22 protein-coding genes and 1 tRNA gene are annotated in these 25,678 nt (G+C 55.5%); 4 read left to right on the top strand and 19 right to left on the bottom strand.

Annotated features, from left to right (window positions below; translation table 11 throughout):
* Positions 1-7: 7 nt before the first annotated feature.
* The 11 genes from KA369_06300 to KA369_06250 form a co-directional block, all read right to left on the bottom strand.
* Entirely contained in the window at positions 8-982 is a 975-nt protein-coding gene (locus KA369_06300) for a GGDEF domain-containing protein (protein MBP7735568.1), read from the bottom strand.
* 23 nt (positions 983-1,005) lie between these two features.
* A complete protein-coding gene (locus KA369_06295; protein MBP7735567.1) occupies positions 1,006-1,995 on the bottom strand; it encodes a GGDEF domain-containing protein in 990 nt (329 codons plus the stop codon).
* Positions 1,996-2,224: 229 nt separating this feature from the next.
* A complete protein-coding gene (locus tag KA369_06290) occupies positions 2,225-2,698 on the bottom strand; it encodes a hypothetical protein (GenBank protein MBP7735566.1) in 474 nt (157 codons plus the stop codon).
* A 2-nt stretch (positions 2,699-2,700) separates the two neighbouring features.
* Positions 2,701-3,921 (bottom strand): OmpA family protein, encoded by a 1,221-nt coding sequence (locus tag KA369_06285; protein MBP7735565.1) that lies wholly within the window; start codon positions 3,919-3,921, stop codon positions 2,701-2,703.
* The gene (locus KA369_06280) at positions 3,918-6,149 is read right to left on the bottom strand and encodes a cyclic nucleotide-binding domain-containing protein (protein MBP7735564.1); all 2,232 of its coding nucleotides are present in this window, start codon (positions 6,147-6,149) and stop codon (positions 3,918-3,920) included. Before KA369_06280 ends, KA369_06285 begins: the two co-directional genes overlap by 4 nt.
* Before the next feature lie 160 nt (positions 6,150-6,309).
* A complete protein-coding gene (locus tag KA369_06275) occupies positions 6,310-6,765 on the bottom strand; it encodes a DUF1003 domain-containing protein (protein MBP7735563.1) in 456 nt (151 codons plus the stop codon).
* A 239-nt stretch (positions 6,766-7,004) separates the two neighbouring features.
* Positions 7,005-7,568: a DedA family protein gene (locus KA369_06270; protein MBP7735562.1), complete on the bottom strand. Its 564-nt coding sequence runs from the start codon at positions 7,566-7,568 to the stop codon at positions 7,005-7,007.
* Positions 7,569-7,590: 22 nt separating this feature from the next.
* Complete coding sequence (locus KA369_06265) at positions 7,591-8,196, bottom strand: DedA family protein (protein ID MBP7735561.1); 606 nt, start codon at positions 8,194-8,196, stop codon at positions 7,591-7,593.
* Positions 8,193-9,260: a selenide, water dikinase SelD gene (selD, locus tag KA369_06260; GenBank protein ID MBP7735560.1), complete on the bottom strand. Its 1,068-nt coding sequence runs from the start codon at positions 9,258-9,260 to the stop codon at positions 8,193-8,195. The genes KA369_06265 and selD overlap by 4 nt, the downstream gene beginning before the upstream one ends.
* 33 nt (positions 9,261-9,293) lie before the next feature.
* Positions 9,294-9,518 (bottom strand): DUF3343 domain-containing protein, encoded by a 225-nt coding sequence (locus KA369_06255; protein MBP7735559.1) that lies wholly within the window; start codon positions 9,516-9,518, stop codon positions 9,294-9,296.
* Positions 9,518-10,711: an aminotransferase class V-fold PLP-dependent enzyme gene (locus KA369_06250; GenBank protein ID MBP7735558.1), complete on the bottom strand. Its 1,194-nt coding sequence runs from the start codon at positions 10,709-10,711 to the stop codon at positions 9,518-9,520. Before KA369_06250 ends, KA369_06255 begins: the two co-directional genes overlap by 1 nt.
* Positions 10,712-11,047: 336 nt before the next feature.
* Here KA369_06250 and KA369_06245 point away from each other — a divergent pair, with 336 nt between their 5' ends.
* On the top strand, positions 11,048-11,257 hold the full coding sequence (locus KA369_06245) for a TOBE domain-containing protein (GenBank protein MBP7735557.1): 210 nt from the start codon (positions 11,048-11,050) through the stop codon (positions 11,255-11,257).
* 87 nt (positions 11,258-11,344) lie between these two features.
* Here KA369_06245 and KA369_06240 read toward each other — a convergent pair whose 3' ends face one another.
* The gene (locus KA369_06240) at positions 11,345-12,511 is read right to left on the bottom strand and encodes a 2-hydroxyacyl-CoA dehydratase (protein MBP7735556.1); all 1,167 of its coding nucleotides are present in this window, start codon (positions 12,509-12,511) and stop codon (positions 11,345-11,347) included.
* A 188-nt stretch (positions 12,512-12,699) separates the two neighbouring features.
* Here KA369_06240 and KA369_06235 point away from each other — a divergent pair.
* Together KA369_06235 and KA369_06230 are read left to right on the top strand one after the other, a co-directional pair.
* Positions 12,700-12,770, top strand: a tRNA-Gln gene (locus KA369_06235).
* 134 nt (positions 12,771-12,904) lie between these two features.
* The gene (locus tag KA369_06230) at positions 12,905-14,314 is read left to right on the top strand and encodes a CapA family protein (GenBank protein MBP7735555.1); all 1,410 of its coding nucleotides are present in this window, start codon (positions 12,905-12,907) and stop codon (positions 14,312-14,314) included.
* Positions 14,315-14,894: 580 nt separating this feature from the next.
* Here KA369_06230 and KA369_06225 read toward each other — a convergent pair.
* From KA369_06225 to KA369_06205, 5 genes are all read right to left on the bottom strand, one after another.
* Positions 14,895-16,046: a hypothetical protein gene (locus tag KA369_06225; GenBank protein MBP7735554.1), complete on the bottom strand. Its 1,152-nt coding sequence runs from the start codon at positions 16,044-16,046 to the stop codon at positions 14,895-14,897.
* A gap of 54 nt (positions 16,047-16,100) precedes the next feature.
* Positions 16,101-19,031 carry a response regulator gene (locus KA369_06220; GenBank protein ID MBP7735553.1) on the bottom strand — a complete coding sequence of 977 codons (2,931 nt, stop codon included), beginning with the start codon at positions 19,029-19,031 and terminating at the stop codon, positions 16,101-16,103.
* Positions 19,032-19,095: 64 nt separating this feature from the next.
* Positions 19,096-20,301, bottom strand: coding sequence for a transglutaminase domain-containing protein (locus tag KA369_06215; protein ID MBP7735552.1), 1,206 nt, complete (start codon positions 20,299-20,301; stop codon positions 19,096-19,098).
* Positions 20,302-20,347: 46 nt separating this feature from the next.
* Positions 20,348-22,138 (bottom strand): transglutaminase domain-containing protein, encoded by a 1,791-nt coding sequence (locus KA369_06210; GenBank protein MBP7735551.1) that lies wholly within the window; start codon positions 22,136-22,138, stop codon positions 20,348-20,350.
* 179 nt (positions 22,139-22,317) lie between these two features.
* Positions 22,318-22,809 carry a hypothetical protein gene (locus KA369_06205; protein MBP7735550.1) on the bottom strand — a complete coding sequence of 164 codons (492 nt, stop codon included), beginning with the start codon at positions 22,807-22,809 and terminating at the stop codon, positions 22,318-22,320.
* 315 nt (positions 22,810-23,124) lie between these two features.
* On the opposite strand from KA369_06205, the gene KA369_06200 reads away from it, so the two are divergent.
* The gene (locus tag KA369_06200; GenBank protein ID MBP7735549.1) at positions 23,125-23,775 is read left to right on the top strand and encodes a flavodoxin family protein; all 651 of its coding nucleotides are present in this window, start codon (positions 23,125-23,127) and stop codon (positions 23,773-23,775) included.
* A 76-nt stretch (positions 23,776-23,851) separates the two neighbouring features.
* Here the strand turns inward: KA369_06200 and KA369_06195 are convergent, their stop codons facing one another.
* Together KA369_06195 and KA369_06190 are read right to left on the bottom strand one after the other, a co-directional pair.
* Entirely contained in the window at positions 23,852-24,649 is a 798-nt protein-coding gene (locus KA369_06195; protein MBP7735548.1) for a GNAT family N-acetyltransferase, read from the bottom strand.
* 111 nt (positions 24,650-24,760) lie between these two features.
* Positions 24,761-25,534: a class I SAM-dependent methyltransferase gene (locus KA369_06190; GenBank protein ID MBP7735547.1), complete on the bottom strand. Its 774-nt coding sequence runs from the start codon at positions 25,532-25,534 to the stop codon at positions 24,761-24,763.
* Positions 25,535-25,678: the final 144 nt, after the last annotated feature.

Genomic DNA, 25,678 nt, shown 5'->3' with positions numbered 1-25,678 from the left:
GTTTTGATTATGAACCCGCGCACGCGACCTGGTTACGTCCGTTTTCCTTCGCCCGGTACAGCGCCTTGTCCGCGGCGTCCTTCAGCTTCTTCATCTCATCGGCGTCCCCGGGAAACGACGCCACGCCGGCGCTCATGGAGAGCGTCTTGACCGGGCCCTGGTAGGCGCTCAGCAGATCCAGCCCCACCAGGGCTGTCCGCACCCGGTCGGCGATATCGCGCGCCGTTTCCGGCGCCGTGTCGGGCAGGAGCACCGTGAACTCGTCGCCACCGAACCGGGCCAGGATATCGGTTTCCCGGAGATGGCGGTTAAAGACGCGCATGACCTCCATGATGCAGCGGTCGCCCGCGTCGTGGCCGTAATTTTCATTTATCTCCCTGAAATAATCCAGGTCAACCATGATCAGGGAGAGCGGATTGCCGCTGTTCCTGGCCACGTCGATCTGGCTCACCAGGGCGTCGTCAAGGAACCTGCGGTTATAGGCCCCGGTGAGCTCGTCGGTGATTGCCCTTCGCCGCGCCGCCTCGCCCCAGTGAACCATGTCGGAAAGGAATTCACCGGTATCACGCAGGCGCTGGGCGGTGATATTGAGCATCCGGTACATGATCTTGGTCGCGATATCGGGATATTCCTCGATCATCCGGTAAAAATCGCGCTCGTGAAGGCCCAGGAGAGTGCTCTTCTCCAGGCTGCGGCAGGTGGCCGACCGCGGCGCGTTCTCGAATATCGACATCTCGCCGAAGAAGTTGCCGGCCATAAACCGGGCTATCTGCCGCTCCCCGCCGTCCGGAAGCCGGATGGAGCTCGCTACGGATCCGCTTTTTACGATAAAGAGCTCGTTCCCCTCGTCGCCCTCCCGAAACAGCACCTCTCCCTCGTCGATCTCATGGACGCTGAAGAGACCCGCGATGCTGTTTACCTCCTCCGGTCCCAGGAGGGAAAGTATCTCAACCGTGCTGAGAAATTCAACTGATATGGTCATGCCGATACACGTCCTTGCTGTTTTTAATCACCGCTCACAATGCGGTTGCCCCCGCGCTCACGGGCCGCGAACATCCTGCTGAAGCAGGTTTCGACCAGCCGTTTCGGATCGCCGCCGTGGTCCTGGTATTCGGCGGCGCCGATGCTCACCGTAGTGGAAAACCCGCCGCCCGTTATATGATCGAAATTCAGATTATTCAGCTGTGTCCGAAGATGCTCGGCGCGGGCAAGCGCGTCGTCCAGGGCCGCGCCGGGCAGCACCACCGCGAACTCATCGCCGCGGAAACGAACGGCAATGTCCGCGTCCCTGATATGTGATTTGATGGCATAGGCGATCAGCTTCAGCGCCTTGTCGCCCGCCTCGTGGCCACAATTGTCGTTGATCGCCTTGAAGCTGTCAGGTTTTATCATCACCAGGGACGACACCGGGCCGTATTCATGGATCTGCCGCGGGAGCTCCTCGTCGAGGAAGGTCCTGTTATAGAGACCGGTGAGCTTATCGTTGTACAGCTGCTGCTTCAAATCATCGACCCACTGGGATTTTTCGGAAATGAGGCGGTTGGTGCCCCGGATCCTTCCGGCAATGGCCGCCATCAATTCATGAAGGATCCGCGCCGAAATCTCGGGATACCGGCCCAGCACATCCCGGAACTTCGTTCCCCGCGACGGGAATACCAATAGGACAGCGTCCGATTCCGCCATAGCCGTGGCGCTCATCACACGGTTTTCCAGAAGGTCCATCTCCCCGAAACTCTCGCCCGGTATGAACTGGGCTATGTTCATCGTTTCATCGTCGGCGCGCTTTTTGGTTATGAGGACCTCGCCTTCCCGGATGACGTAGAGCCCGTCGCTGTAGCTTCCCTCCTGGAAGATGACATCTCCCTTCCGGTACGAATAGAACTCGCTGTTATCGGCCACAACATCTAGCTCCTTCTCATCCAGGGATGTGAATATGCTCACTCCCTTCAGGAGGTTAATCTTTCCGGCCAGTTCCTTGTCATGTACGGTATTCATGGTATAACACAATCCTTATCACAGGCCCCGGACCGGGGCCGTTTCAACGTTAGCAAGCAAGAGGACAACGGGATACGCAGCCGCGCCTCCCGGATAGGCTCCCCGAACACGAAGGAGGAGCCGGATTCCATTATTACACAATCCGCGCCAAATACAATATCTTTTCTTGGCGGGCATGGTTTTTTGTCAGGGTTAACAGGCGTTCCGCCTCAGAGGAAGAGGCCTCCTGTTAACGAAGCTGGGGATGTATCATCTTCATGTAGCCCCGGGCCATGGCGATCATGGCCCGGTCGAAGTAAAGGGTGACCCTGTTGTTGAGCTCCAGCGCTTCCATGTAATCGGTCTTATCGTCATACATCTTGTCCATGACGAACAGCCAGATATGGCGGCGCTGCAGTATCAGCGCCTTCAGGACCTGCTCGATGGGTATCCCCGCCTCGCAGCGCTCCTTCCCCATCTTGCCGTACCGCTCATCTATTTTCTCTTTTGAAAACTCCTTCGATATCCAGAGCGACAGGTCTTTGTATACGAGGTCGCTGAAGCGGTATATGTCGTCCCTGTCCGAATTCTTATAGGCGTCCGTTTCCGGGTGCTTGAGAAGATCGTTCATGAATATTTCTGTGAGCTCTTCATGGCTTTCCTCGATGAGCTTCACGAACTTGTTCGCCAGGATGGTTTTCTTTGCTATGATGGTTTTTTTCATGGCTAGTTCTCCAGTATCGTTATCTCCACACGGCGGTTTCGCTTCCGCCCCTCTTCCGTGTCGTTGTCAGCCGCCGGCTCCCGGGAGCCCTTCCCCTGCGTGACTACCTGCGTTTTCCGGCATGCCCCTTTTGCAATGAGGAACTCCGCCACCGCCATGGCGCGCTGCTCCGACAGCGTCTGCGACGTCTGTTCCTCGCCGACCCGGGCCGTATGCCCCGTAACCCGGAAATCCCGCTCCGGATATCGCTTCAGGATCATTGCTATGCGCGAGAGCTTGTCCTTTTCCGACTCCGTCAGCGCCGGGGAATTGGGCGGGAACCGGACATTATCAAGGACGATGGTGACGCCGTTCCTGTCTTTACGGACCGCGGCGTCGTCTATATTGCCCTCCTTTATGCTTTTCGCGAGGTCATCGGCGACTCGGTCCCGGTCGAGCTTCGGCGATTTCAGTAGCCTCCCCTCGGCGCTGCCGCGGTACTCGACAGTGGCGGCGTTGGACAGGAAGAAGATGAAATCAAAGTCCTCGCGGTACGAATGGAACTGCCCGGCTGCAATGTCCCACCAGTATATCTGCGATGAAGTGCCGGTTATCCTCACCGGCACCGGCCGCGAAGGCGCGCCGTCGTAATTCACCCTGTGGAAGATCGTGAACTCGACCTTCAGCACCGCGGTCTTCACCCCCTCCTTCACCTCGTCGCGCAGGTACGTGTAGTGGACCTTCACCGGAAAATGAAAGGCCTTCGCGATGCCGTAGCTCCGCCGGAAATCATGGGCCTCGTCGGCGTCGCCGGTCCAGGTGTCTCCGGGCCTCACCGCGCCGTCAGGGAAGCGGGGGACGTTGCGCACCACCGGCATGAAGTAGGACGGATCGATGGTAAAGACGCCGAATTCATCGCGCCAGAATTCGGACCGGTAGTCCTCTTTCAGGTAATAGGTGTTGAAGCCGCCGCGTATCGACTCCGACATCTGGAATTCGCACTGGAGGCGGCCGGAGGAGCCCTTCACCTCCGCCGTGTCGACCGCCACCTTGTTGAGGATCAGGGAATTGTGCGACAGGACGCCGTTGACCAGGACATCCTCGTTAACCTCGGTCACGACCCGGTACTTTTCACCGGCCCTGTACGCAAACCGAATTTTTTTAGCCGCGCCGTCGTCGCCGGCGGCCCATAGCGGCACCGCCAGCAGGGCGGCCGCGATCACTGTTGTTAGATTCCGCTTCATTGTCGGTACTTCTCCAGTTCTTTCTCGGCGCGGAGCATCAGCGCCATGGCGTACTCCGCGTGGGACCACATGAGGGGAGTGGCGAAGGATATGTGGCCGTTGCCGCCGATCCTGCCGCACTCCTCCTCGACGCGGGCGTAGGCGTTCCGCATGTGGTTCAGCTCCTCGACTATATTGTCATAGGGCGTATCGTCAATCAATATGTGGGGCTCGAACTCCTTGTCGAAGTCATGGCCCGTGAGCCACTCCAGGTTCTTGAACTCAAAGAAGCGCTCCGGCGTGGTCAGGTGCTCGCACAGGTACCCTTCCTTGCTCCGGTACCCGTCGATGATGCCCATGATCTCGTTCCCCCGCGCGGCGTTCCCTGTGTAAAAATAGTACTGGGCCAGCATGGCCGTGTACTGCACCCAGGGGCCGTTGCCCGCGTGGATGTGGGATTCCGGGTCCTCGATGAAGGGAAGGTAGCGCTGCAGCATCCCCAGCTCCGGGTCCCATAGCATGTCCTCTATGAAGGCGATGGAATTGCCGAAGGTCGCGCCATTGTCAAAGTAATCCTCGTCCAGGCCGGTGCCGAAAAAGAAGGGCGACAGGAGGGTGATATCGGGCCTGAGGTCCAGGGTGCCGTCGGGCTTCAGTCGGCGGATATAGCGCCCGGTGTGGGTGAAGACCTTCTCCACCGTGGGCTGGAACCCGGCCCTGACCTCCGCCTCCCCGGCGAAGCGCCCGGGGATGCCGTAGGCCGCCCCCACCCGCTCGATTAGGCGGTACATCAGGAGGTAGGCGTAGTTGACCCATATGGTATACCCCTCCTCGATGGCCGATTCGTGTATCGACGTGGTGGAGTAAAAGAGGTGGATCTCCTTGCGGTAGTAGTTCTTCCGCGCGAAGGAGGCGCCCCGGTCGATGGCGTCGAAATACTTCTCAACGCCGGGGATGTCCATGTTCTTGATCTTCGCCGCCAGGAGGTAGCGGCAGAGGATCGACACGCCGTGGGCGACATTGTCCTCCTGCTTGTAGATCCCCTTGTCCTCGCCGTGTACCCCGTAGCGCTGGCCCCAGTAGCCGTCGGCGCGCTGGCAGTTCATGATGTAGCGCGCGATCTCGCCCAGGAGGCGCAGGGCGATCTCACCCGACTTGAGGGTGCTCGTGGCCAGGCGGAAGAGAAAGCGCGCGGCGCAGGCGCTGTCGCGGGGGTACACGTAGGGATAGCGCGACCCCGGGAGGGTGGCCATGAGGGCGCTCCCCCGCTCGGTGTCGATGGAGCACTGGGACAGGATGTCCAGGTGAACGTTGACTTCGCGGTTCAGGTCGAGGAGCTTCCTCGTGATGACGGCCATGTTGGGGTTCTTCAGTGCGTCCCGCTGGTGGACGCGGCGCTCGTCCACGACCTCGTTGAGCTCCTTCAGCATGACCGCGTCCTTGCTGACGATGGAGAGGAAATCGTCCCGCGATATCTTCACCATGTCGGTCTTCTTCGACGTGATGACCGTGGCGTTCCGCTTCTCGTCGGAGAGAAGCGACATCTCGCCGAAGAACTGCCCCTCCGAAAGGATCGCGATGAGGCGCTCCTCCTTTTCAAGGTGCCGGTACACGTTCACCTCTCCGTCGCGGATCAGGTAGAAGGCGTCGCCCGTCTCCCCCTCGGTGCAGATGGTCCTGCTTCCCGTCAGGGTGATGAGCTCGACCCGGCCCAGGACCTCCTCGAAGAGGCGGTCGTTCATGTTGGTGAACACCGGCACCCGCCGCAGGTCGTTCCTGAGCTGCCGGTCGATATAGCTTTTCTCCATGGCGGACCGGACCGAGGCGGAGGCGCCCATCAGCTTCCGGAGGCTTTCGCCGTCCATGGCCAGGGCGAAGACGAAGTTGTCGGCGATGACGGTGCTTTCGCGCGGCTCCGAGGTGTAGATGATCTCCTCGCCGAAGAATTCGCCGGGACCCAGGCTGTAGAGGCGGAACTTGGGGTTCTCCTCGGTGGGGATCACGGCCCAGACCCTGCCGGTGAGGATGACGTAGAATTTCTCGTCGAACATGCCGTGGCGGCAGATGATGTCACCCTGGTTGAATTCGCAGAGCGATACGCTGCCGGCGATGGCGGCCAGGAGCTCCGGGGTGACATCGGCAAAAAAGTCGATGCCGCCGAATAGGGAGGCGGGCTCAAGGCGGCCCAGGGAGGGGATGTTCCTCAGACGGGAGACAAGCTCGGTGATGGTATACTTGTTAAGGGACATCGCTCCACCTCGGATTTCGGCTTGTACCGGGGTCCATCCGCCCCGTCTGATGAAGATTTTTCGCTCCCCCATGCCATGATCGCGGGCCTCTGCCCCCCGGCGCGCGGGACGCCCCCCAATGCATGGTCTGTCCGGCTCTCATACTACAGGGGAACAATTATTAATCAATACTTTTTTTTGATGTCACGGCATCGTGTATTTCCGCCAGGGCACGGTTCTGGGCCTCGAGGTGCTCCAGTATAACGCGCACCTCCTCCTCGGATTTGACATTAAGAAGGTAATCGTTATGCGCCTCGATACGGTCACGGTCGGCCAGCCGGTTCTGGCTCATCATGATGATGGGGGTGGCGTAGGCCGCCTGGAGCGACAGGACCAGGTTCATCAGGATAAACGGATAGGGGTCCCAGTGATAGGCCCACGCCGTAACGTTGAGGATGACCCACAGGATGAGAATGATCGTCTGTATAACAATAAACTTCCAGGAGCCGACAACGGCCGCGAAGCGGTCTGATGCCCTTATGCTGAAGATCCTTTTTTCCTCGAAAATGTCATTGGTGTTCCGGACCGGCGGATGCTGATGATGGAAGGGTTGCGGAAAGTGAAGTTTCGTTGCCATGAGGAGCCTCCTCGGAATGATTTATATATACCGCCTGAACTGTTACATGCCATGGTTTCATCTGCATGGAGTGCTGCGCCTGGCTCCGGATATATATCGCCGCAAACCATGCACCTTCTTTTCTGGACAACAAATCCCATCTGGCCCCAAGCTGAGTGGAGGGGCGGGGACCGTGGCGCGGCACCGTCCTTGATAATAAGTGCGATCAAAAAGGGATTTGTTTCTATTTCCGGGAAAGGCTACTTCGATTTAATCCTATTCCTGTAGCGTTTAATGGCGTAAATGATCACCGCGAGAGCCAGCAGTCCGGCCATGACCGCCATTTCATAGCGCTTGATCTCGTCAAGGAGGATCTCCATGGTATGGCCGAAAAGGTATCCGAGGACGCCCACCGTCGCAGCCCAGACCGCGGCGCTGACCGTGTTGAGGACGGCAAACTTCCAGGCGGGGATTTCGCTCATGCCGATGGCGAAGGGCGCCACGGTCCGCAGGCCGTAGAGGAAGCGGAACCCCAGGATGATGAGGGTGTGATACCGGTCCATGAGCCGGCTGAAGCGGGAGATGCGCTCCTCCCAGCCGGGGTGTCTGGCGAGCATGGCCTTGCCACGATTGCGGCCCAGGTAAAAATAGAGCTGGTCGCCGAGCAGGGTCCCCGCAAATGCGCAAACGATAACCAGCGGCAGATTGAGGTATCCGCGATGCGCCGCGAACCCCGCGAGAACGAGTATCACTTCGCCCTCGAAAAAGGTGCCCGCCACGATGGCCGGGTATCCGAAATTCATTATCGCCCATTCAAGGTTCATGGATGGCAACCTCCCGGGAGACTTATTTTATTTCAGCGCTCCCAGCCGACGGTGCCGCTGCGCCGGCTTTCATTTTGCGCCTCCGCCTGAGCCTCTTTACCACGAAGATGATCGAGGCTATAAGGAAAATTCCCGCCATGATAAAAAGCTCGTACTTCTTGATATCGTCGAGGACCGCCTCCATGACGCGGCCGAAGAAGTATCCCAGGACTCCCAGGGTAACCGCCCAGATGGCCGCGCTCAGGATGTTCAGGAAAATGAACTTTTTCAGGGACACGTTGCTCAGGCCGATGGCGAAGGGCGCCACCGTGCGGAGGCCGTAAAGAAAGCGGAACACGAGGATGAACCAGGTGTCATGGCGGTCCATGTGTTTTCTGAACCTGTTGACCCGGGGCAGCCAGCCCGGGAACCTTTTCAGCAGGGCCCTGCCGTTGTAGCGGCCAATGAAGAAATAGAGTTGATCGCCGAAGAGGCTGCCGAAAAAGGCCGTCACGATGACCCAGGGCAGCTCCAGGTAGCCTTCATAGGCCGCGAAGCCGCCGACCACTAGAATGGTCTCTCCTTCCAGAAAAGTCCCTATGAACACGGCCAGATAGCCGAACTCCCGCACCAATGATTCTATTGTCATGTAATTATGATCCTCTGGGTCAAGCTTGTGCGAACCGCGGCTATAACCGAAGCACCAGTAACACCGGCATCATGAAGGGCTGCAACAAGTTTTTTTGCCGATTCCTCTTTTACGGCGATGAGAAGGCCGCCGGAGGTCTGGGGATCGAACAGGACGTCGGTCAGGTCCAGCGCTACCGACGGGCCGGTTTCGCAGAGGGTTCCGACGAAATCACGGTTCCGATACATGCCGGCCGGTATCAGTCCGCCGGATGCGGCGTCCCGCGCGCCGGGAAGAACCGGCACGCTTTTTGAATCTATTTCGATCCGCAACGGATTTTTTCCCGCCATTTCCTTCAGGTGGCCGATAAGCCCGAACCCCGTGACATCGGTGCAGGCATGGACCCCGTGAGCGAGCATTATTTCAGCTGCGACACGATTCAGGGTGGTCATCGATCCAATGAAAGGTCTCATGACCTCTTCGCCCGCCGTTCCCGCCTTAATCGCCGTGGCGATCAAACCTGTTCCCAGCGGCTTGGTAAGGACGATCAGATCGCCATCATGGAGGGTATCGTTCCGCACTGCCCGGTCCGGATGAACAAGACCGGTAACTGCGAGGCCGTACTTGAATTCCGGGTCATCCACGCTGTGCCCGCCCAGGAGCTGTGTTTCCGCCTCATTCAGCACGGAAAGCCCTCCCCCGAGCACTTCCCTCAGGATGTCCAGGGTGAATTTTTTCGTCGGAAAGCATACGATGTTCAGCGCCGTTATGGGCCTGCCGCCCATGGCGTACACGTCGGACAGGCTGTTGCATGCCGCGATCCGTCCGAATGTGAAGGGATCGTCCACGATGGGCGTAATGTAATCCACGGTCTGGACCAGCGCCTCGGTTTCGGAAATGCGGTACACCCCCGCATCGTCACTGGAGTCCATCCCCACGATCACGCTGCCGTCATACTTAAGCGGCAATCCCGTCATTACTTCCTGCAGGTCCTCCGGACCTATTTTAGCAGCTCAACCGGAGCTGGCCACCGATTCGGTGAGGCGCAGGACGTTCAGCTTGCTGATGTCGCACTTGTCGCTCATCGTCGCTCCTTATCCCCGGGTTTAAACCCGGGGTTATTTCCATTCCTCGATCCGCTCAAACTCCACCCCGCCTTTCGCCAGCACATCCTTCACCCGTTCGACATCCACGCTCTTTATCCGCACGCAGTACCCGCAGTCCGAGCTGAGAGAGCGGGGTATGGGGACCATCTTCCTCTCGATGCCCGCCTTCTTGAGAAGACGGGCCGTCCATATCGACGAAGTCGCCGAATAAAACAAAATGACCGAAAAGGCGTTCATCAATCATCCTTCATCATGGTTATTTCTTCGAGGGCGCTGACGGCACGGTCGATCTCCTCTTTCGTGTTAAAGATGCCGAAGCTGAACCGGACGGTGCCCCGGGGAAAGGACCCCATGGTCTGGTGGGCCAGCGGGGCGCAGTGAAGTCCCGAGCGGCTCATGACGCCGTACCGGTCGGACAGGTGATAGGACACATCCGACGGCTCCAGGTCTTCAATGTTAAAGGAGACCACGCCGGTCCCGACCAGTTCCGCCGGGACCGGTGAGACAAAGCCCCTGACCCGCTCGCCGGCCCTGGCCAGGAAGTAGCGGGCGAGCTCTTTCTTGCGCATCAGTATTGCCCCCACGCCGCCCTGTAAAGACAAAATATAATTAATACCGGCGCAGAGGCCGGCTAGGCCGGCCACGTTCAGCGTGCCGCTTTCATATTCATCAGGAAGAAAATCGGGCTGATACACGCTGTCGGAGCTGCTGCCGGTGCCTCCGAACTTCAGGGGCCGGAGCCTCCCATGGTCGAACTTTTCGGAAAGGAGCAGCCCGCCGGTGCCGGTGGGCCCGTACAGGCCCTTGTGGCCGGAAAAGGCGACCATGTCGACCGGCTCATTCCTCATATCGATGGGAACAAGGCCCGCTGTCTGGGCGCAATCCGCCATAAGCGTCACGTTCTTCCGCCGGCAGGCCTCGCCTATCTCGCGCAGGGGTTGAATGACGCCGAAGGCGTTGGAGCCGTGGTTGACCACGGCCAGCTTCGTGTCCGGTCGCAGGGCCCGCTCGAAGTCCGCGGGATCGACCACGCCGCCGGTGCAGGGAACGACGGTCAAGGCAATGCTTCCGCGCTTTTCCAGCTCCTTGAGGGGTCGGATTGTGCTGTTGTGCTCCATCGCGGTGGTCACGGCATGGCCGCCCTCATGGAGTATTCCCTGGATGGCAAGGTTAAGGGCCTCCGTGGCGTTGGAGCAGAATATTACCCTCATCGGGTTCGTAACGCCGAAGAGCTCCGCCACGGCCTCGCGGGCGGAGAAGACGATCTCCCCCGCGTCGATCGAGAGCTGGTGGCCGGACCGGCCCGGGTTGCCGCCGACGCGCGTCATGTAGTCCACAACGGCGTCCACCACTTCTCCGGGCTTCGGGAAGGTCGTTGCGGCGTTGTCTAAATAGATTGGTTTATCGGTATTTTCGACCGGTTTTTTCATAGTGATGCCAGGCCCTGTGTGCAAATTTAAGTAGCAATGAAATCATACTAAACAGCGTATCATATTAGCAATCATTTTTTCCGAAAGGCTGGATTATGATAACAGCAGCACATAATCCGATAGTTTTCATGAAAAATTGACACAGCGCTCTATGTTTAATATAATAGACTTGTTGCAATTCTGAATTAATTAAAGGGGTCTAAGGGGCGAAGCCCCTTAAAAAGCCCCTGAATCCCGACGAGTCGGGACTGCGAGCGCGAGAGGCCAGTTTTGCAACAAGTATATCATATTCTTTTATAACAATAAACTGTTTTACTACAATCGGGAGGTATCATAATGAAATACGGAGCCCAGAACAACATCGTGGCCAAGGTGAAAACAATTAAAACCGGCGATGTCATGACTCAGGTAAAGTTTGACGTTGTAACGGCAAATGAAATGAGTTCGGTACTTACAACGGATTCAGTCAAAGCGCTTGATCTAAAAACCGGTGATACGGTACATCTAATAATTAAAGCCATACATGTGCTGCCGGTAAAGGAATAAGCAGCAAAGCCTGATCCAATCAACGTAATAATGCCATACGGCGGTCTCAATACGCTATTTCATCGCTATTTGATTAGCTTTTTGCCGTTATTGATGGCATGTTTCAAGAATCGCTTCGATACGGGTCCTGACCTGGCCCGCATCACCATCAGAGTAATCGGTCACAATTTTAAGAAAAGGAAGACCGTGCTTTTTCTGGACGTTCATGCCTGCCCTATACGACTCCACGTTGTAGGAATGGCAGGCGTGCAGCACCACGTCGATAACGGCATCGGGCCTGAACCGCTCGATCATCCGGTCCATGAGCTTCAGCCTCCTGTTGTTGGGCGTCATGCAGGAACAGGGGATCCTCATATAGCGAGCTGCGATCGCGCGCAGCGGGTCGCCGGTGTTTTCCTCTATCGTGTCCATGAAGCACTTCATGCCGGAACAGGCGTCAAGGGCGACCACGACACCGCCCGCCTCCTCGATGATCGACAGGACCTTGGCCGAGTCGCCGGCTATGGGACATCCGCTCACCATGACCCTCGGCGCCCCCGTTTCCCCGTGGACATAGCCGGCCCGTTTCCTCTCCTCGAGCTTCGCCAGCACGTCTTCAATTAACGGCTCCAGCTCCGCGCCCGAAGCCGACTGTGCCAGAAAAAATATATCGTACATCTCCTTCCAGCCGATCAGGGGCGGCTGCAGGGCGGAATAGTCGAACACCCGGTTCATGAGGCGCGATTTCCTGTTCGTGTCTTTAATGGCGGCTTCGATCGTATCGTCATCCGCGGTCGTATTGAACGTCTCTTCGAGAAACCTCTGGAGCTTTCGTATCATAACGGTCCAGTTATCGACCGCTTCAGGCTCATCCGGGAGCTGGGGCAGGTCCATGACGAACATGGGCCTTTTATCCGCTATGAGCTCGAACATCTTCTTCTTTCCGTCACAGGTGGTCTCCGCGATGACCGCGTCGGATATGCCGAAAAACGGGCAGGTATCCTTGAGGATGAAGCCGTAGCTCGATTTGATGAGCGGGCACAGGTTGGCCGGGAGCACTGTCTCGGCAGCCTCTATGGTCGCGTTAGAGTACGCGCAGAGACCGGCAGGAACGAGCCCCATGGCCCTGATGAGCTCCACGGGGGCATATCCACAATAGAACCCGGCGATCTTCGCGCCCTTTTCCTTCTTTGATAGCAGGTATGCCAGGAGCCGCTTAGTGGGCGGCTGCCCGGTAAACTCGTCATTGATAAGCGGTTCATATACGTTGTTCATTTTTTCAGGTATCCTCACATTGCGGACAGTTATGATAGTTAACCCCCATCCGGCATGCATTCAGACTGTTACATATATTTGCCAAAATAAGCGGCCCGCGGCTCCTGTCAATTATTAATATTTTAAATAATTTTCATTTATTTTCTTGATTTATTGGACGGTCATAATTACATATCCCCAGTACATTTTGAGGGATCGTTCAGCGGCAGGACGGTGGGTTCTGGCCCCACAAACCTAGGTTCGAGTCCTAGTCCCTCAGATCGTGAATTCCCTTCAGCGCCAAACCGTCCGATAAATTATTTCTTGCTAAAATCCGTCTGCCCTTTAAATCTCTCCCAATGCCGCAATGAGCCGCCGCCATGCCGCATGCATACAACCCTTGGAGTTACCTTGATGTTACACCGCATTATCAACCGGAGCGTTGCAATACCATCGCTCATAATTGCCATAGTGGTACTTTCAGACCCTGCATATTCTTTCGGCTCTTCGCGCAGGCCGATGTTCATACAGGTCCATGCAACCAATACTCTCGGGAACATATCATCATCCCAGCTTAAAAAAATCCTTTCCGGCGGGGTAACGAATTTCAAGGAGATCGGCGGCAAAAACACGCCGGTCCGCATATACGCGGACAGCGCCATGAAAGCTAAATTGTCCAGGGAGTACTCGCGACTCCGGTTCAAAACCATATCTTTTGACAGGGAGTCCCTGGCGTCGGAGCGCGGGTTCCTCGGCATCAGCGACCTGCGGGGACTCAGGCCCTGCTTCAAGGTCCTCTATGTCGACAGGACCCTTCCCTGGGGAACAATCGGCGACGATTATTCCCTGGAGGACGGCGGGACGTATCCCTTCACCATGGGCGGCGCGGAGCAGTGGGACCCGAAGTCCCACCTCACCATCGCGCAGACCGGCGTCACGGCCATGACCAGGGCCTTCATGCCGGCCGTGAAAAAATCGGGAGACCTCCTCTCGCCGGTCAAATACACGAAGGCGATAACGTCCCGGGCTGACCTGGCCACGACCTCCAACGAGGTGTCCTTCCTCGATCCCTGCGACTGGCCGCTCAAAGACCGCATGCTCTTCTGCTCGCCTACGCGCTACCTGAAGATACTGGAGGAATCGGGCTTCGACATCATAGAGCTCACGGGGAATCATAACAACGATTTCGGGAGCCGCCACAATAGCGCTTCCATCGAGATGCTGGATCGTGCCGGTATGAAATATTTCGGCGGCGGAAAGAATAAAAGCGACGCAGAAAAGGTCCTGTACGTCACGGCGAAGGGCATCACCGTCGCCTTCGTCGGCTTCAACCAGTACGGCCCGGAACCGGCCTTCGCTACTGATTCGAGGGCCGGCGCAGTGCGCCTGTCGAAGGAGCTTTTCACGCGTCTTGTCAAAGAAGCTGTTGCGAAGGCCTCCCTGGTCTTCGTCACCGTGCAGTGGGGCAACGAGAACGAGCCGGTACCACAGGAGATCCAGAAGCGTTATTTCCACCTCGCCGCCGACCTGGGGGCGACCATCATCGTTTCGTCATCGGCCCACCGGCCCATGGGCCTCGAGTTCTACAAGGGAAGGTTCATATCCTACGGGCTGGGAAATTTTCTCTTTGACCAGATGCAGAGCCTTAATACCCGGCGGGGCATGATAGCGCGCCATCACATCTATGGGGGAAGGCATGTTTCAACCGAGCTTATTCCTTATTTGATCTACGACTATTCTCAGCCGCGGCTCCTTCACGGGAAGGAGGCCAGGGAGCTCTTTAACGAGGTTTTCAAGTACAGCATCGGGCCGGCGTTTCGATAATACTTAACAGTATTGTTGTTAATTGCCCCGGGCCGGGGCGGGCTAATGACCCGGAGGCGGGTCGGCATTATTATTGAAAGGGAGGGGGTATCACCGCGGATACCCTCTCCCTTTCGAACCCTCCCCCCGCGCCGCCTCAATGCCGGCGGGGGCTATGGGTTGATGTTGTTTGTTATTTTCAGGCTGATATGTTTTTGATAGTATTAGTCGAATGTTCGCTTTAAAGCGATGAGTACAAGAGCCCTACTCCTTTCGCTCCGGAAGGCCCATCCTGGGCCATCCTCGCGACGCCGGGCCTCGTGCCCGGCGATGCCGGGATACATATCATTATTGCCATAACGGCCTTAAAAACATCCGCCCGAAGGGCGGATACTGATAGGCGCTTGTTGTCTGAGTCCTCACAGAACGGAGCGAAGCGGAGTGAATGAGGGCGAGTTAAGCGCCCAGCCCGTCGCGGCGCCTGAGCGACCCGGAGGGGGGAGCGCGAGGGGGGAGGCCGGGAAGGCCTTCCCCCTCGCATAATGCCGACCGTCTCACGGTCAAAGCCCTGCCCGGGTCCCGGGCACAAGAATATAAAGGCCTAGCCTTTTTTAGGTTTCCTGACCGCAATCATAACGTTCGACTTCTCCGGCTCAAAGCCATACCCGAAATCAAAGGGAAGCGGCCCCCTGTTGTTCAGCTTCACTGCCGCGTCGAGGTCCCTCTGGAAGCGGTTGGCAAATATGGCGATGACCCGGTAGGTCCCGTAGAACGACAGTCTCCAATCCCCGGCGTCAAAAAACTTGTAGGGTATGCCGCTGTCCTCCTGGAGGATATACCTGCTCCCCGCAAGGAGATATGACCGGAGTATCCTGAAATTATCATAGCTCAGCAGGTACGACGCGGACTTGACAAAGGTGGTGAACCCTTTCCGTTTGCTTAAAAAGGCCGAGACGCCCTTGAGCCTGGTGAGAGAACCGTCGGAAAGATCGACGCTGAAAAAACGCGCAATTTGGACCGGCGACCCGGCCCGCTTCCTGAAAACAAACTCCACGCCGTCGGCGTTCTTCATGCCGGGCTTCGGGTCCCCGCGCCGGACGGCGCCGTCGATGTCGATATAGACCTTCCGGATGTCCAGGATCTGGTATTCGTAGCGCGCGAGAAAGAACATCATGATGCCGGTGATATTGCTGAAGGAATCGGCCTTGAAGTCCGCGGCCATCTCTATGGTGCGGAACAGGTTCAACTGAAGGATGGTGCGCAGGGCGTTCTTGATCTTCCAGAGCTCCAGGTAGATATTGGGCCCCTGATAGCGAAGCGGATCAGGGACGTTGCCGGGCTGCTCAAGGCCGATCATGACATACTCGTCCGCCCCGGGAAAGAAGGCCAGGGCGTTCAGGATATCGGGACCGCTGAAGGGATACATGACCAGGCCCGAGCCGTCATCCTTTACATGCTTCCTTCTCCATGCCTCGATATTATTGAGGTTCTTTTTTTTGTAGTTGCCCCAGATGCCGTCGATATACAGCCGGTACGCCCGGTACTGATCGTTTTCAGTCAGTCGATAGAGCGGGGACGTGCTCTTCAACGGGGTCCCGGCGAGAAAGGCCGCCGTTTCATTCAGGCTCCGCGAATTCTTGTAGAGCGTGCGAATCTGTGATTCGCTGAGACGCTTCGTGTCGGCGCACGACCCGAAGAGAATCGCCGCCCCCGCAACCATAACCAGTATCGCCGAATTGATCCTTGTGCTCATACCTTGTCCTCGTTATTGATATGCCGGTCCGCGCCTGGACGCGGCCGGTTCCATTCAGTTCCCGTCGCCCTTGATCACCTTGGCAAGCTCCACCGAAAGCTCTTCGATCGTATAGGGCTTCTGCAGAAAGCCCCGAGCCCCCATCTTGAGCACCTCGTCTATGCGCGAGTCGCTTCGGAATCCCGAAGAGACGAGCACCCTGACGCCGGGGTCCAGCTTCTTCAGCTCGATAAAGGTCTCCTTTCCCGACCGCTTCGGCATCACCATGTCCAGGATCACGGCATCGATATCGCGGTGGTGCTCGCGGAAGACCTCTATGCCGCGGAGGCCGTTCTCGGCGATCAAGACATCGTAGCCCAGGAGGGTCAATATCTTCCGCGCCGTTTTCTGGATCGTCGCGTCATCCTCGATCATGAGGATGAGGCCCTCCCCCATCCTGTGTTCAGGCGCCGCCGCGGCGTCTTCGGGGCCCTGGACGCCCTGGTCCGAGGCGGGGATATAGACGTTAAAGGTGGTGCCCGATCCGACCTCGGAATACAGATCGATGAAGCCTTCATGCTGCTTTATGATATTGTACACCATGGCCAGCCCGAGGCCGGTCCCCCGGTGCTTTTCCTTGGTCGTGAAGAACGGGTCGAAGACACGCTCACGCGTATCGGCGCTTATGCCCACCCCGGTATCGCGCACCTGGAGGCACATGTACTCGCGCTCGGCCGCGTCGGGATATTTCGCGAGCAGCTCGCGGCCCGACGGCACCCGGTGCATGGTCACCGACAGTATGCCCCGGTGCTCCTCCTCCGGCGGCCTCATGACGGTCATGGCGTCGTGGGCGTTGATGCAGAGGTTCAGGACCACCTGCTCGAGCTGCGTCGCATCGCCCATGACCAGGGCGGCGCTCTTCCTGTCGAACCTGAAATCAAGCTCTATCTTCTTGTCGAACGTGTTCTTGCATATGTCGAGCACGTGCTCCAGTATCCTGTTCATGTCGGTGACGCCCAGGCTGAGGCGCTGCTGCCGCGATATGCCGAGGATCTGCTCCACCATCTTCATGCCCCGCTCGGCGGAGATCTTGATGGTGGTGATCTCGTCCGCGAGCTCGGCCGGGTTCTTAATCTCCCCGCTCCTTATCTTGAATTCGACGAGGGAGACGCTGCCGATGATGCCGCCCAGGATGTTGTTGAAATCGTGGGCGATGCCGCCGGCCAGGCTCCCGATGATCTCCATCTTCTGGGACTGGATAAGCCGCTGTTCCAGACGGAGCTTCTCCGTGACATCCCGTATGATGCCGCGCATCCCGACGACCGCGCCGCCGGCGGTGATGACCGCCGCGTTGTTCTCCCCCGAGATAAAGGCGCCGTCGCGGCGCCTGACCCCGTGGGTAAAAATCCTGACCGAGGCGCCGTCGTCCTGCTTCGCCAGGAACCCCCTGAGGGCTTCGTAATCGCCGCCGGTCATCAGGGCACTCAGCTGCAGTCCCCGCGCCAGGTCCTCCGGCGCATACCCGGTCAGGGCGAAACCAGCCTCGTTAAGGTAGGTGATGTTCATGTTCCTGTCGGCTTCGTAAATGATGTCCGGCAGGAGGGCCGTCAGCTCCCGGTACTTTTTCTCCGACTGCCGGAGCTCCTCGTTCCGGTCCTTCAGGTCCGAGACCATGTAGTTGAACTGGTGCGAGATGTACCCTATCTCGTCGAGGGAGTCCACGTCGATACGGTAGTCGAGGTTACCCTTCTGCAGCTCCTCGATGCCGTCCATCAGTCCCTGGAGAGGCTTGATGAGGCTTATCCTGACCATGAAGCGGAGCAGGAAAAAGAGGGCGATAACGGTGGCCAGGGTGCCGAAAAAAATTATTGAGAGTAATCCATGGATGTACCTGCGATAGGCGATATAGGGAAACCCCACCTGGACGATATAGGGGTCCTGCCGCATGGAAAAAAATAGGTACACCTTCTTCCCCACGAGCTTGAAATCATGGCGAAGCCCCTTCTCGGGAATCTCCGACGCGACCATGGGAAACTGGGGCTGGTTGCCGAGGAGATATCTCTCCTCATCCGTTCCGGTGTCTCTGACTGTTATGAATTCAATGACACCCTTGTAGCGGCGGGAATAGTAGTCCCTGTCCCTGGTAAAAGTGTTCACGTCGATGTCAATTCTCCGGGCGATGCCGTCCAGGTTATCGTAATAGGCCCGCCGGTACGCGGTAAAGGTGAGCGTCGAGATGACGCCGATGATGATGATGACCAGGAAGAGAATGATCAGACGCGTCTTATCTGAATAAAAGAACCGTAACTTTGCGTGATCGATATAGGCCCAGAAAAAATAGATGATGACCACGCTGGCAACGAAGGTAAGCAGGGTGTTTATGATGATCTCGTCATAGTGGAACAGCGTTACGAGGTAATATGTCATGGGCACCGACAGGAGCCCCGTCATGTTGGTCGCCGTGATCTTCGCGGCGAATTTTTTTTCCTCCCCATCGAGAACGATGGTCTTGTATATCAGGTTTTTAAAGGTCAGGATCGACAGAAAGATCTGCGCGATGATGATGTAATTCCTCTGCCGGGACGGCCGGATGAAATACACGTCCTGGCCCGGATTGAAGGCCATCTGGATCGGCTGAGAGAAACCGATGAAGATGGAGTACATAAGGATGGCGAAAAAGACGGCCAGTCCCAGGATAAAGACGATTTTTCTCTCACGCTCGAACACCGGCTCGATGAAATAATAGGAGAAAATGGCGAGGCCCAGGTAGCCGCTGACTGAATAGCCCGAGTTGAGGAAATAATAGATCGGATAGGCCGCTATCGGATGGAACAGGGTGTTATTCACCAGGAGACAGAGCTGCCAGAGCAGGATCATGAGAATGAAGAACTGGAGGGAAAAGAGTTCCCGGTTTTTCTCCCCCCGGGTGAAAAAATAGATGAACATGATGCCCGTGAGAATCGTCACCAGGAGGTTGTTGATCGATACGATATTAAACAGCCACACGTTCCCTACCCGACCTCCGTATTTGTACCGCTACCGATCAGATACTGATACAGTCTCACCATGGTTACTTTGTTCTGCGGCGTTTACCGCCGCGCCGGACTTTTCTGCGGGTACTCTCGGTTTTCTTCTTTCCCTCGATGGAAAGCCGTTTTTCAGCAATGGGACCGACCACGCCGAACCTGTTCATGACCCTGGCACGCACCACGTTCTCGCCGGGCTCAAGCTTCCAGGTGAAGCGGTCCCCGGTCACCTTCCAGTCGGACCCGTTCAGCGTGATGAGGTATTCCATGAAATTGGGCGTATAGGCATTGCCGCCGAAGGCGTTGAGCCTCACTTCCACGGCCTTCCGCCCGGGGCCCTGCTTCCCGTCACCCTTCCCTTCAATGCGTATGTCGACCCTGTTCAGATCGTAAAAAAGAGCCGTCGATGAATATCCCGAGCTTTTCGAGAAAAAGGTCTTGAACCTGTCCTTCCAGGACCTTTTCATTATCATCACGTACATCGGGTCCCAGGCGTTCGCTCCATTGGGATTGCAGCACGAGAAAAAGTCGTTCCTGCCCAGCACGGCAATCTCATTGGAATAGGAGAGCCAGCTCCGGTCAAGGGGTATCAGGCTCCATATCTTGCTGTCTTTGCGCCTGACCGGAAGGTCCGCAGTGGTGTAGCGCTTTTCGTTCTTCCCGGCCCCGAACACGTACACGATGTCATGGCCGTTGTTCTTCAGCCACTCGCGCCTGATCTCGGAAATCGAAAGCGGCACACCGCGCCGCTCCACATGAATGTTCCAGGTGGGATCGATATACACCCACTTCCGGTACTGGTTCGACCAGATGTCGTTGCCCGCGTGCTCGTCCCCGGTCGGCTTTCTGAGTATGATCTGGCGGGGCGTCCAGCCCATGCTGACCGCGGTCTGGAGAAAAACCGTGGATATGGTGGTGCAGATGAAAGCCTCGCCCTTGGCCGCCCTCCGGAGAATACGGATGGAGTCGCGCAGCTCCGAATCGGCGTAGTTCAGGTCATAGGGGATGTGGCTGTACACCCAGTTCTTCAGAAGGGCCATTTCCTGGAATTCCGTCAGGCCAGCGGAGACCTGGGAGCTGAAATCGAATTCCCTGAGGAGCTGCTCGACCCGGGGCTCCTCCGACGACTCGTGGTGGAACACCAGGGGGACGGTCTGCTTATCGGAGGCGCGGAGGGGTGAACCCGCGCCGCACAAAAGGGCTACAGCGATGATCGCCGCCGGGACGATTAATGCGATTGGTCTTTTCATTCAGGAAATGATTAAAACAAGGGCCCGATCTGTCATTAATTTTTTTTCATTCCCTGAGTTCCTGCGCTTTGACCTGTACCGCCCCCGGCGACACATCGGCCGGCCTGTTCTTGTCCACGCTGGACCACCGGCAGGCCCTGGTCCATTCTTTTTCGGTGAACACCGTGGCGTAATCGACGGTGTCGAAATCCCCTTCCATCGTTATAAAGACCCTGCCTGGACGGCAGGCGAACTGCTCGCGGCCGTGGTCGTAGTCCCTGCCGATACCGATATCGACCCACCCGCTTCCCGGCAGATAGACCTGGTTCCACGGCAGTGAATAGTCGGACTCCCGCTCCCTCTGCGCCCCGTCGAGGAGGATCCCTCCGGCGGCCCTGGCCGGAATGCCCAGGAAGCGCGACACCGCCGCGAATCCCACGGTCTGGCCGTAGGCGTCTCCCCTGCCCCGGAACAGGTAATCGCTCGCCTTCACCCACCGGTCGCCGTATCCGCTGAAGCGTATGGCCCCGTTCACGTAATCTCGTATCGCCAGGATCCGGGCGAGGCCCGGCCCTTCGGTCTCGATGCGGGAAGAGTGCGACTTTATCACGTAGCTCGAAAGATCGAAGACGCCCGTCTCGCCGAGAAAGGACTTGCGCACGTCGGCCGGGATAGCGGCCGGTTCAAAGGCCAGCTTCGGCTCTATGGTAAAGGCGACCGCGGCGGTGATGATGTCGAACTTCATTACCGCCCTGACGCTGCCGGAAACGCGCTCCCATCTCACCCGGGCCCAGCGGTTCCCGAAGCGGTCCAGGGTGACCTCCAGGGGACGGGGCTCTATCGCCACAGCCCTGACGTTCTGGAATTTCCGGTTCATTGGATAGGGAAGCCACAGGTCGACATTGAAGAGGTTGGAATTATTGCCTTTTATCGGGAATGTCAATTCGACCCTCTGGATGCGGGGATCGGCGAGGACCATGTTGCCGTCCATCAGGACCACGATCGGCGAGACCCTGGCGCCGGGAAAGCGCTTTTCCAGGAAATAGACCCGCTTGCCGTCGCTGGTCATGGAGGAGATGTCGCTATTGACGAAGGAGAGCTTTTTCTTCAGGCCTCCGTCGGGGCCCATGACCAGGAGCCACCGGCCGGAATAGGTGTCGAACTCGTTGACGCCGGCGATGATATTGCCCTGGAAGCAGGCGATGCCGCTGATCCCGCCGCGGTAGGACCCGATCTTCTTCAGGGCCCTGCTCTGCCGGTTGAACAGGTAGAGGACCGACTCCTCGTCGGCGCGGGCGGTGAAAAAGACGTTGTCCCCCGCGCAGGCGATGCCCCGGATATCCCCTTTCGGAAGCGTCTTTATGGCTATATCGCCGGAGCCCCTGCCGGAAAGGGACAGCTTTCTTAAAAAGTATTTTTCGGAGCTGCTGATGATCCAGATAAACTGTCCGTCGCAGGTGATCCCCTCGGCGCTCTGGCGGCCGATGCCCCAGATCGACTCGATCCTGCCGGAGTCCTTCCTGATGATGAAGATGGCGTCCGTGATGAGGTTGAAATTCTTGACCAGCAGGTAGATATACCCGCCCTGGATCGCGATGTCGCGGATCTCCCCCGTCACGGGATTGATCCTGACGCCGGCCATGTCGCTGCCGAACAAATTGCGGAGGCAGTATTCGCCGCAATCCTTCCATTCAAGGGCCGGGTCAGGGGGCTTCGGCCTCTCCTTGACGATCCTGACCGGCCGGGACCGGGCATGCCGGGGCCGGTACTTCTTCTTTGCCGGTTTTGACAGGAGGCCCTGGTCGATGAACAGGGATATGAGAACGACAAAAATGATTATTACTCGGGACCGGGCCATTATCTATCTCGGGACAAAATTATTTACAGAAGCATAATCCCACTCCCTCGATGGGAGGGGCCAGGGGAGGGTGAACATCAAATGCTTCATTCCGGCTGTTAGTTCACCCACACCCCGCCTCCCCCATCAAGGGGGAGGTGTTGTGTACTAAACCAGGTATATTTCCGAACGTAACGCCTCTATTTGAACTTGAAGTTTTCTATGACCGCGTTGGCCTGATCGAACACTTCCTTCGTGGCCTCTTTTGTCGCATAGGCCTCTATTACTACGAAGGTTCCTCCCTTCACGAACACGAAGGCGCGGTAGGACACCTCGGCGCCGTCGGGGCGCTTCATGACGAGCTGCATCTTCGCGACCGAATCCGCTCCGAAGCGGTCTTTCATTTTCGACATGTCCGTCGGAGGATTGAGAACCTTCACGTGCTTCCCCCTGGCGAGCTGTTTCTCGCAGAGCTGCAGGGCATTCTGTTTATCCTTGTTGGCGAATTCGTATATCTTAATATGGACGTTATTATCCAGCGAGGTGGCTGTCGCGACAGTTCCCTTGGGCGATTCCACTTTCCATCCCTCGGGCATGGTATAGGTAAAAGAAGGCTCCGCCGCGTAGGTCAGGCCGATGGCGGCCATTAAGATACCGGCCATGATTATGGATCTGATTATTTTTCTTTTCATCTGCTACCTCCACGTAGTATGTGCTATGCCTCACCGGTCGAACGATGCCCGGCCGTCAGCACCGGCGCGGGACAGGTATCCCAGGCAATGTAACAGTACAGGGAGACAGAAAAAGTTCAAGCATTTTATTCGGAACTGTTTGCATGATAATTTTCCACACGTTTAATGACTAAACCTGCCTTTGCAAGGAATCCCTATTCCATTGGGTCGGACAGGCATGCATTGACCCCACGATATTGATTATCAGTTATTTTTTTATTTACATTTAATACTACCTTATTTTCATTATTAACAAATAACCAAAGGAAACAACCCATGAAACTATCCATCCTCGCTCTGTCCGGCAGCCCGGTTAAAGAAGGCAACGTGGAGCTTCTTTTGAAAAAGATGGCCGATTCGGTCCAGGGCGATGATATATCAACCGAGATCATCAATCTTTCCAGGATCGACATCCAGGACTGCAGTCATTGCAATTTTTGCCTGAACAAGCAGACCCCTGACCGGTATTGCTCCATCAAGGATGACCTCCAGGAGATCTATCAGAAAGCGGAAAAGGCCGACATCATCATCCTTTCCAGCCCGGTGTACTTCATGCGCACCAGCGCGAAGATGGCGGCACTGATAGACCGGTTCCGCGTCTTTGTCTTCGGCAACATCGCAGGCGGCAGGCTCAAGAACAAGGTCGGAGTCAGCGCGGCGGTGGCCTGGGCGCGCCACGGCGGCCTGGAGACCACCCACCTCACACACCTGTACGCCTTCCTGACCTTCGAGATGATCCCGGTCAGCGTCCACCATTGCATAAGCCCCCTGGGAGCGTCGGCCGTAGCGAGCCCCAACGGGACGGGGTTGTTTGACAAGGAAATTCGGCACGGGGTGGAGCAGGACCTTGCGGGCCTGCATTCCGCTGCAGCCATGATGAAAAGGGCTGTGGAGTTGGCGCGGATAATTAAGAAAGGGTCGGAATAATTAATTGCCCCGTACCGGGGGCATGGGTCTTGTGACCGAGAATCGGGTCGGCGATCGATTGATCAAGATGATTTTTTTAGCCAAAATTGCCGGCAATTCTATTAAACACTTTGCTTGATTCCCAGATGAATGTTTCTCCATAGATCATACGCTTAGCCCTGATTACTTCTTTAAAGCCATTATTCTTTAAATATTGTATTCCATCTGAATTATTAATTGGCAATGCACCCCTGTTAACTTTCGTATAGCGTAATTTCATTAATTCTATACCTGCTTCCGCATCATCAGCTACAATTAAACCTTCACCTAATTCAGGTAAGAAAAAACCTGACAGTTTATTGTTTTTCTTGTATACATAAGAATCAGATAATTTTTCTTTTAATAAAACACTCCTGTCTTCGCCCGCTATTCTCTTATCTAATAAAATTATATCATCAATGTCCGGATTGGAAAAATAACTGATATTTTTCGATATTTTATTTTCAAGAACACCGTCATTTCTATAAAAAGCATATTCTGTTTGTTCAACAAATCCAACTTTTTTATATATGGGGAATCCAAGGTCCGTTGATATTAATGATATGGAAACAACGCCATTTTGTTTTAGAAAATTGCATAGATATTTTACAATTTCCGCTCCAATACCATTATTGCGAAATTCCTCTTTAACAATGATATGAGCCAACCATGCCGTATTGCCGAATGATATTCCAGATCCAATGCCAACAATTCTATTTTCAGATATAACTTTAATCGGATAACAAAAAGATTTATTGATGTAGAATTTAAATACCGGGATTATTTCAGGCCATCCTTCAAGTTGAAATTCTTTGATAAATTGAATATCAGTTGATGTTATCTTTTCAAAAATCATTTATTAAATAATTCCAGACTAATATAATCGCGCCATTTCAGCTGACGTTTCCTGCGTATCCGACACTGGGTGAGGCCGAATAAGCCGTCAGCACGGATGCAGGCTTGGCTTCTATATTTTCTTCCCAATATAAAATACATACCCATAATAGTCTTTGTATTTATCATAAAGCAATGCATGATGTTTTTCATATTTTATAAATTCTTCGGCTGATTTGTTGCCTTTGTATTTATCTAAGAATGCTTTTTGTGCTGATATTTCTGGTTTAAAGAAATTTTCAGTCCAGCAAACTTCAGGCAATATGAATGATGCCATGACAACATAGCCTGCTTTTTGCATTTGAGCAATTTTTTTTGGAATGGTGTCTATTTCTGGATATGCATCATTCCAAAAATCAAATATTTCTTTTGGCCGTTCTTCTGTAAACCATGACGCTTCGGTAACAGCAACATGGCCGTCTTTTTTCAAAAATTTGTTCCAATATTTCATCCCTTTTTCAAAACCGATATTATATATTGCCCCTTCACTCCAGATAAGGTCTAACTCATTTAATTGAAAATCAAGTTTATCCATTGAACCAATAACGCCTTTAACCCTGCCTTGAAGATTCAATTTTTGTGCATTGTCATTAAGTTTGTCGATAAAACCAGGGAATAAATCAATGGCTGTAATATTCCCTGGAGTGTTTTGAGCCAAAACCATAGTTTGATCACCAGTACCACACCCGAGATCGACAATTTTTGATTTTTCGTTTAGATTATCAATAAAGCTCAATGCTTTTATTGTCGCTTCCTTGCTTCCCGGGCCTTGACGATCCATACTGGAAAAATATTCGCAAATTAATGCAATATCAAAATCGTGTATAGTATGATCTTCATCGCTCATTTTCTGTTCCTCCAGGAACTTCATGATGCCATAGTAAATATTTTGTGCAATATACTTTTTACGGTGATATAAAGGTCGCCGTTATAATTCCCTTCGAAAAATTAGGAATTAAAAGCATATAATTATTCGTATCCGAATTTTATT

It is taken from the genome of Spirochaetota bacterium (assembly GCA_017999915.1).
Lineage (GTDB): Bacteria > Spirochaetota > UBA4802 > UBA4802 > UBA5550 > RBG-16-49-21.
Note: the sequence above shows the minus strand (reverse complement) of the source record. Positions and strands in the feature narration are given on the sequence as shown.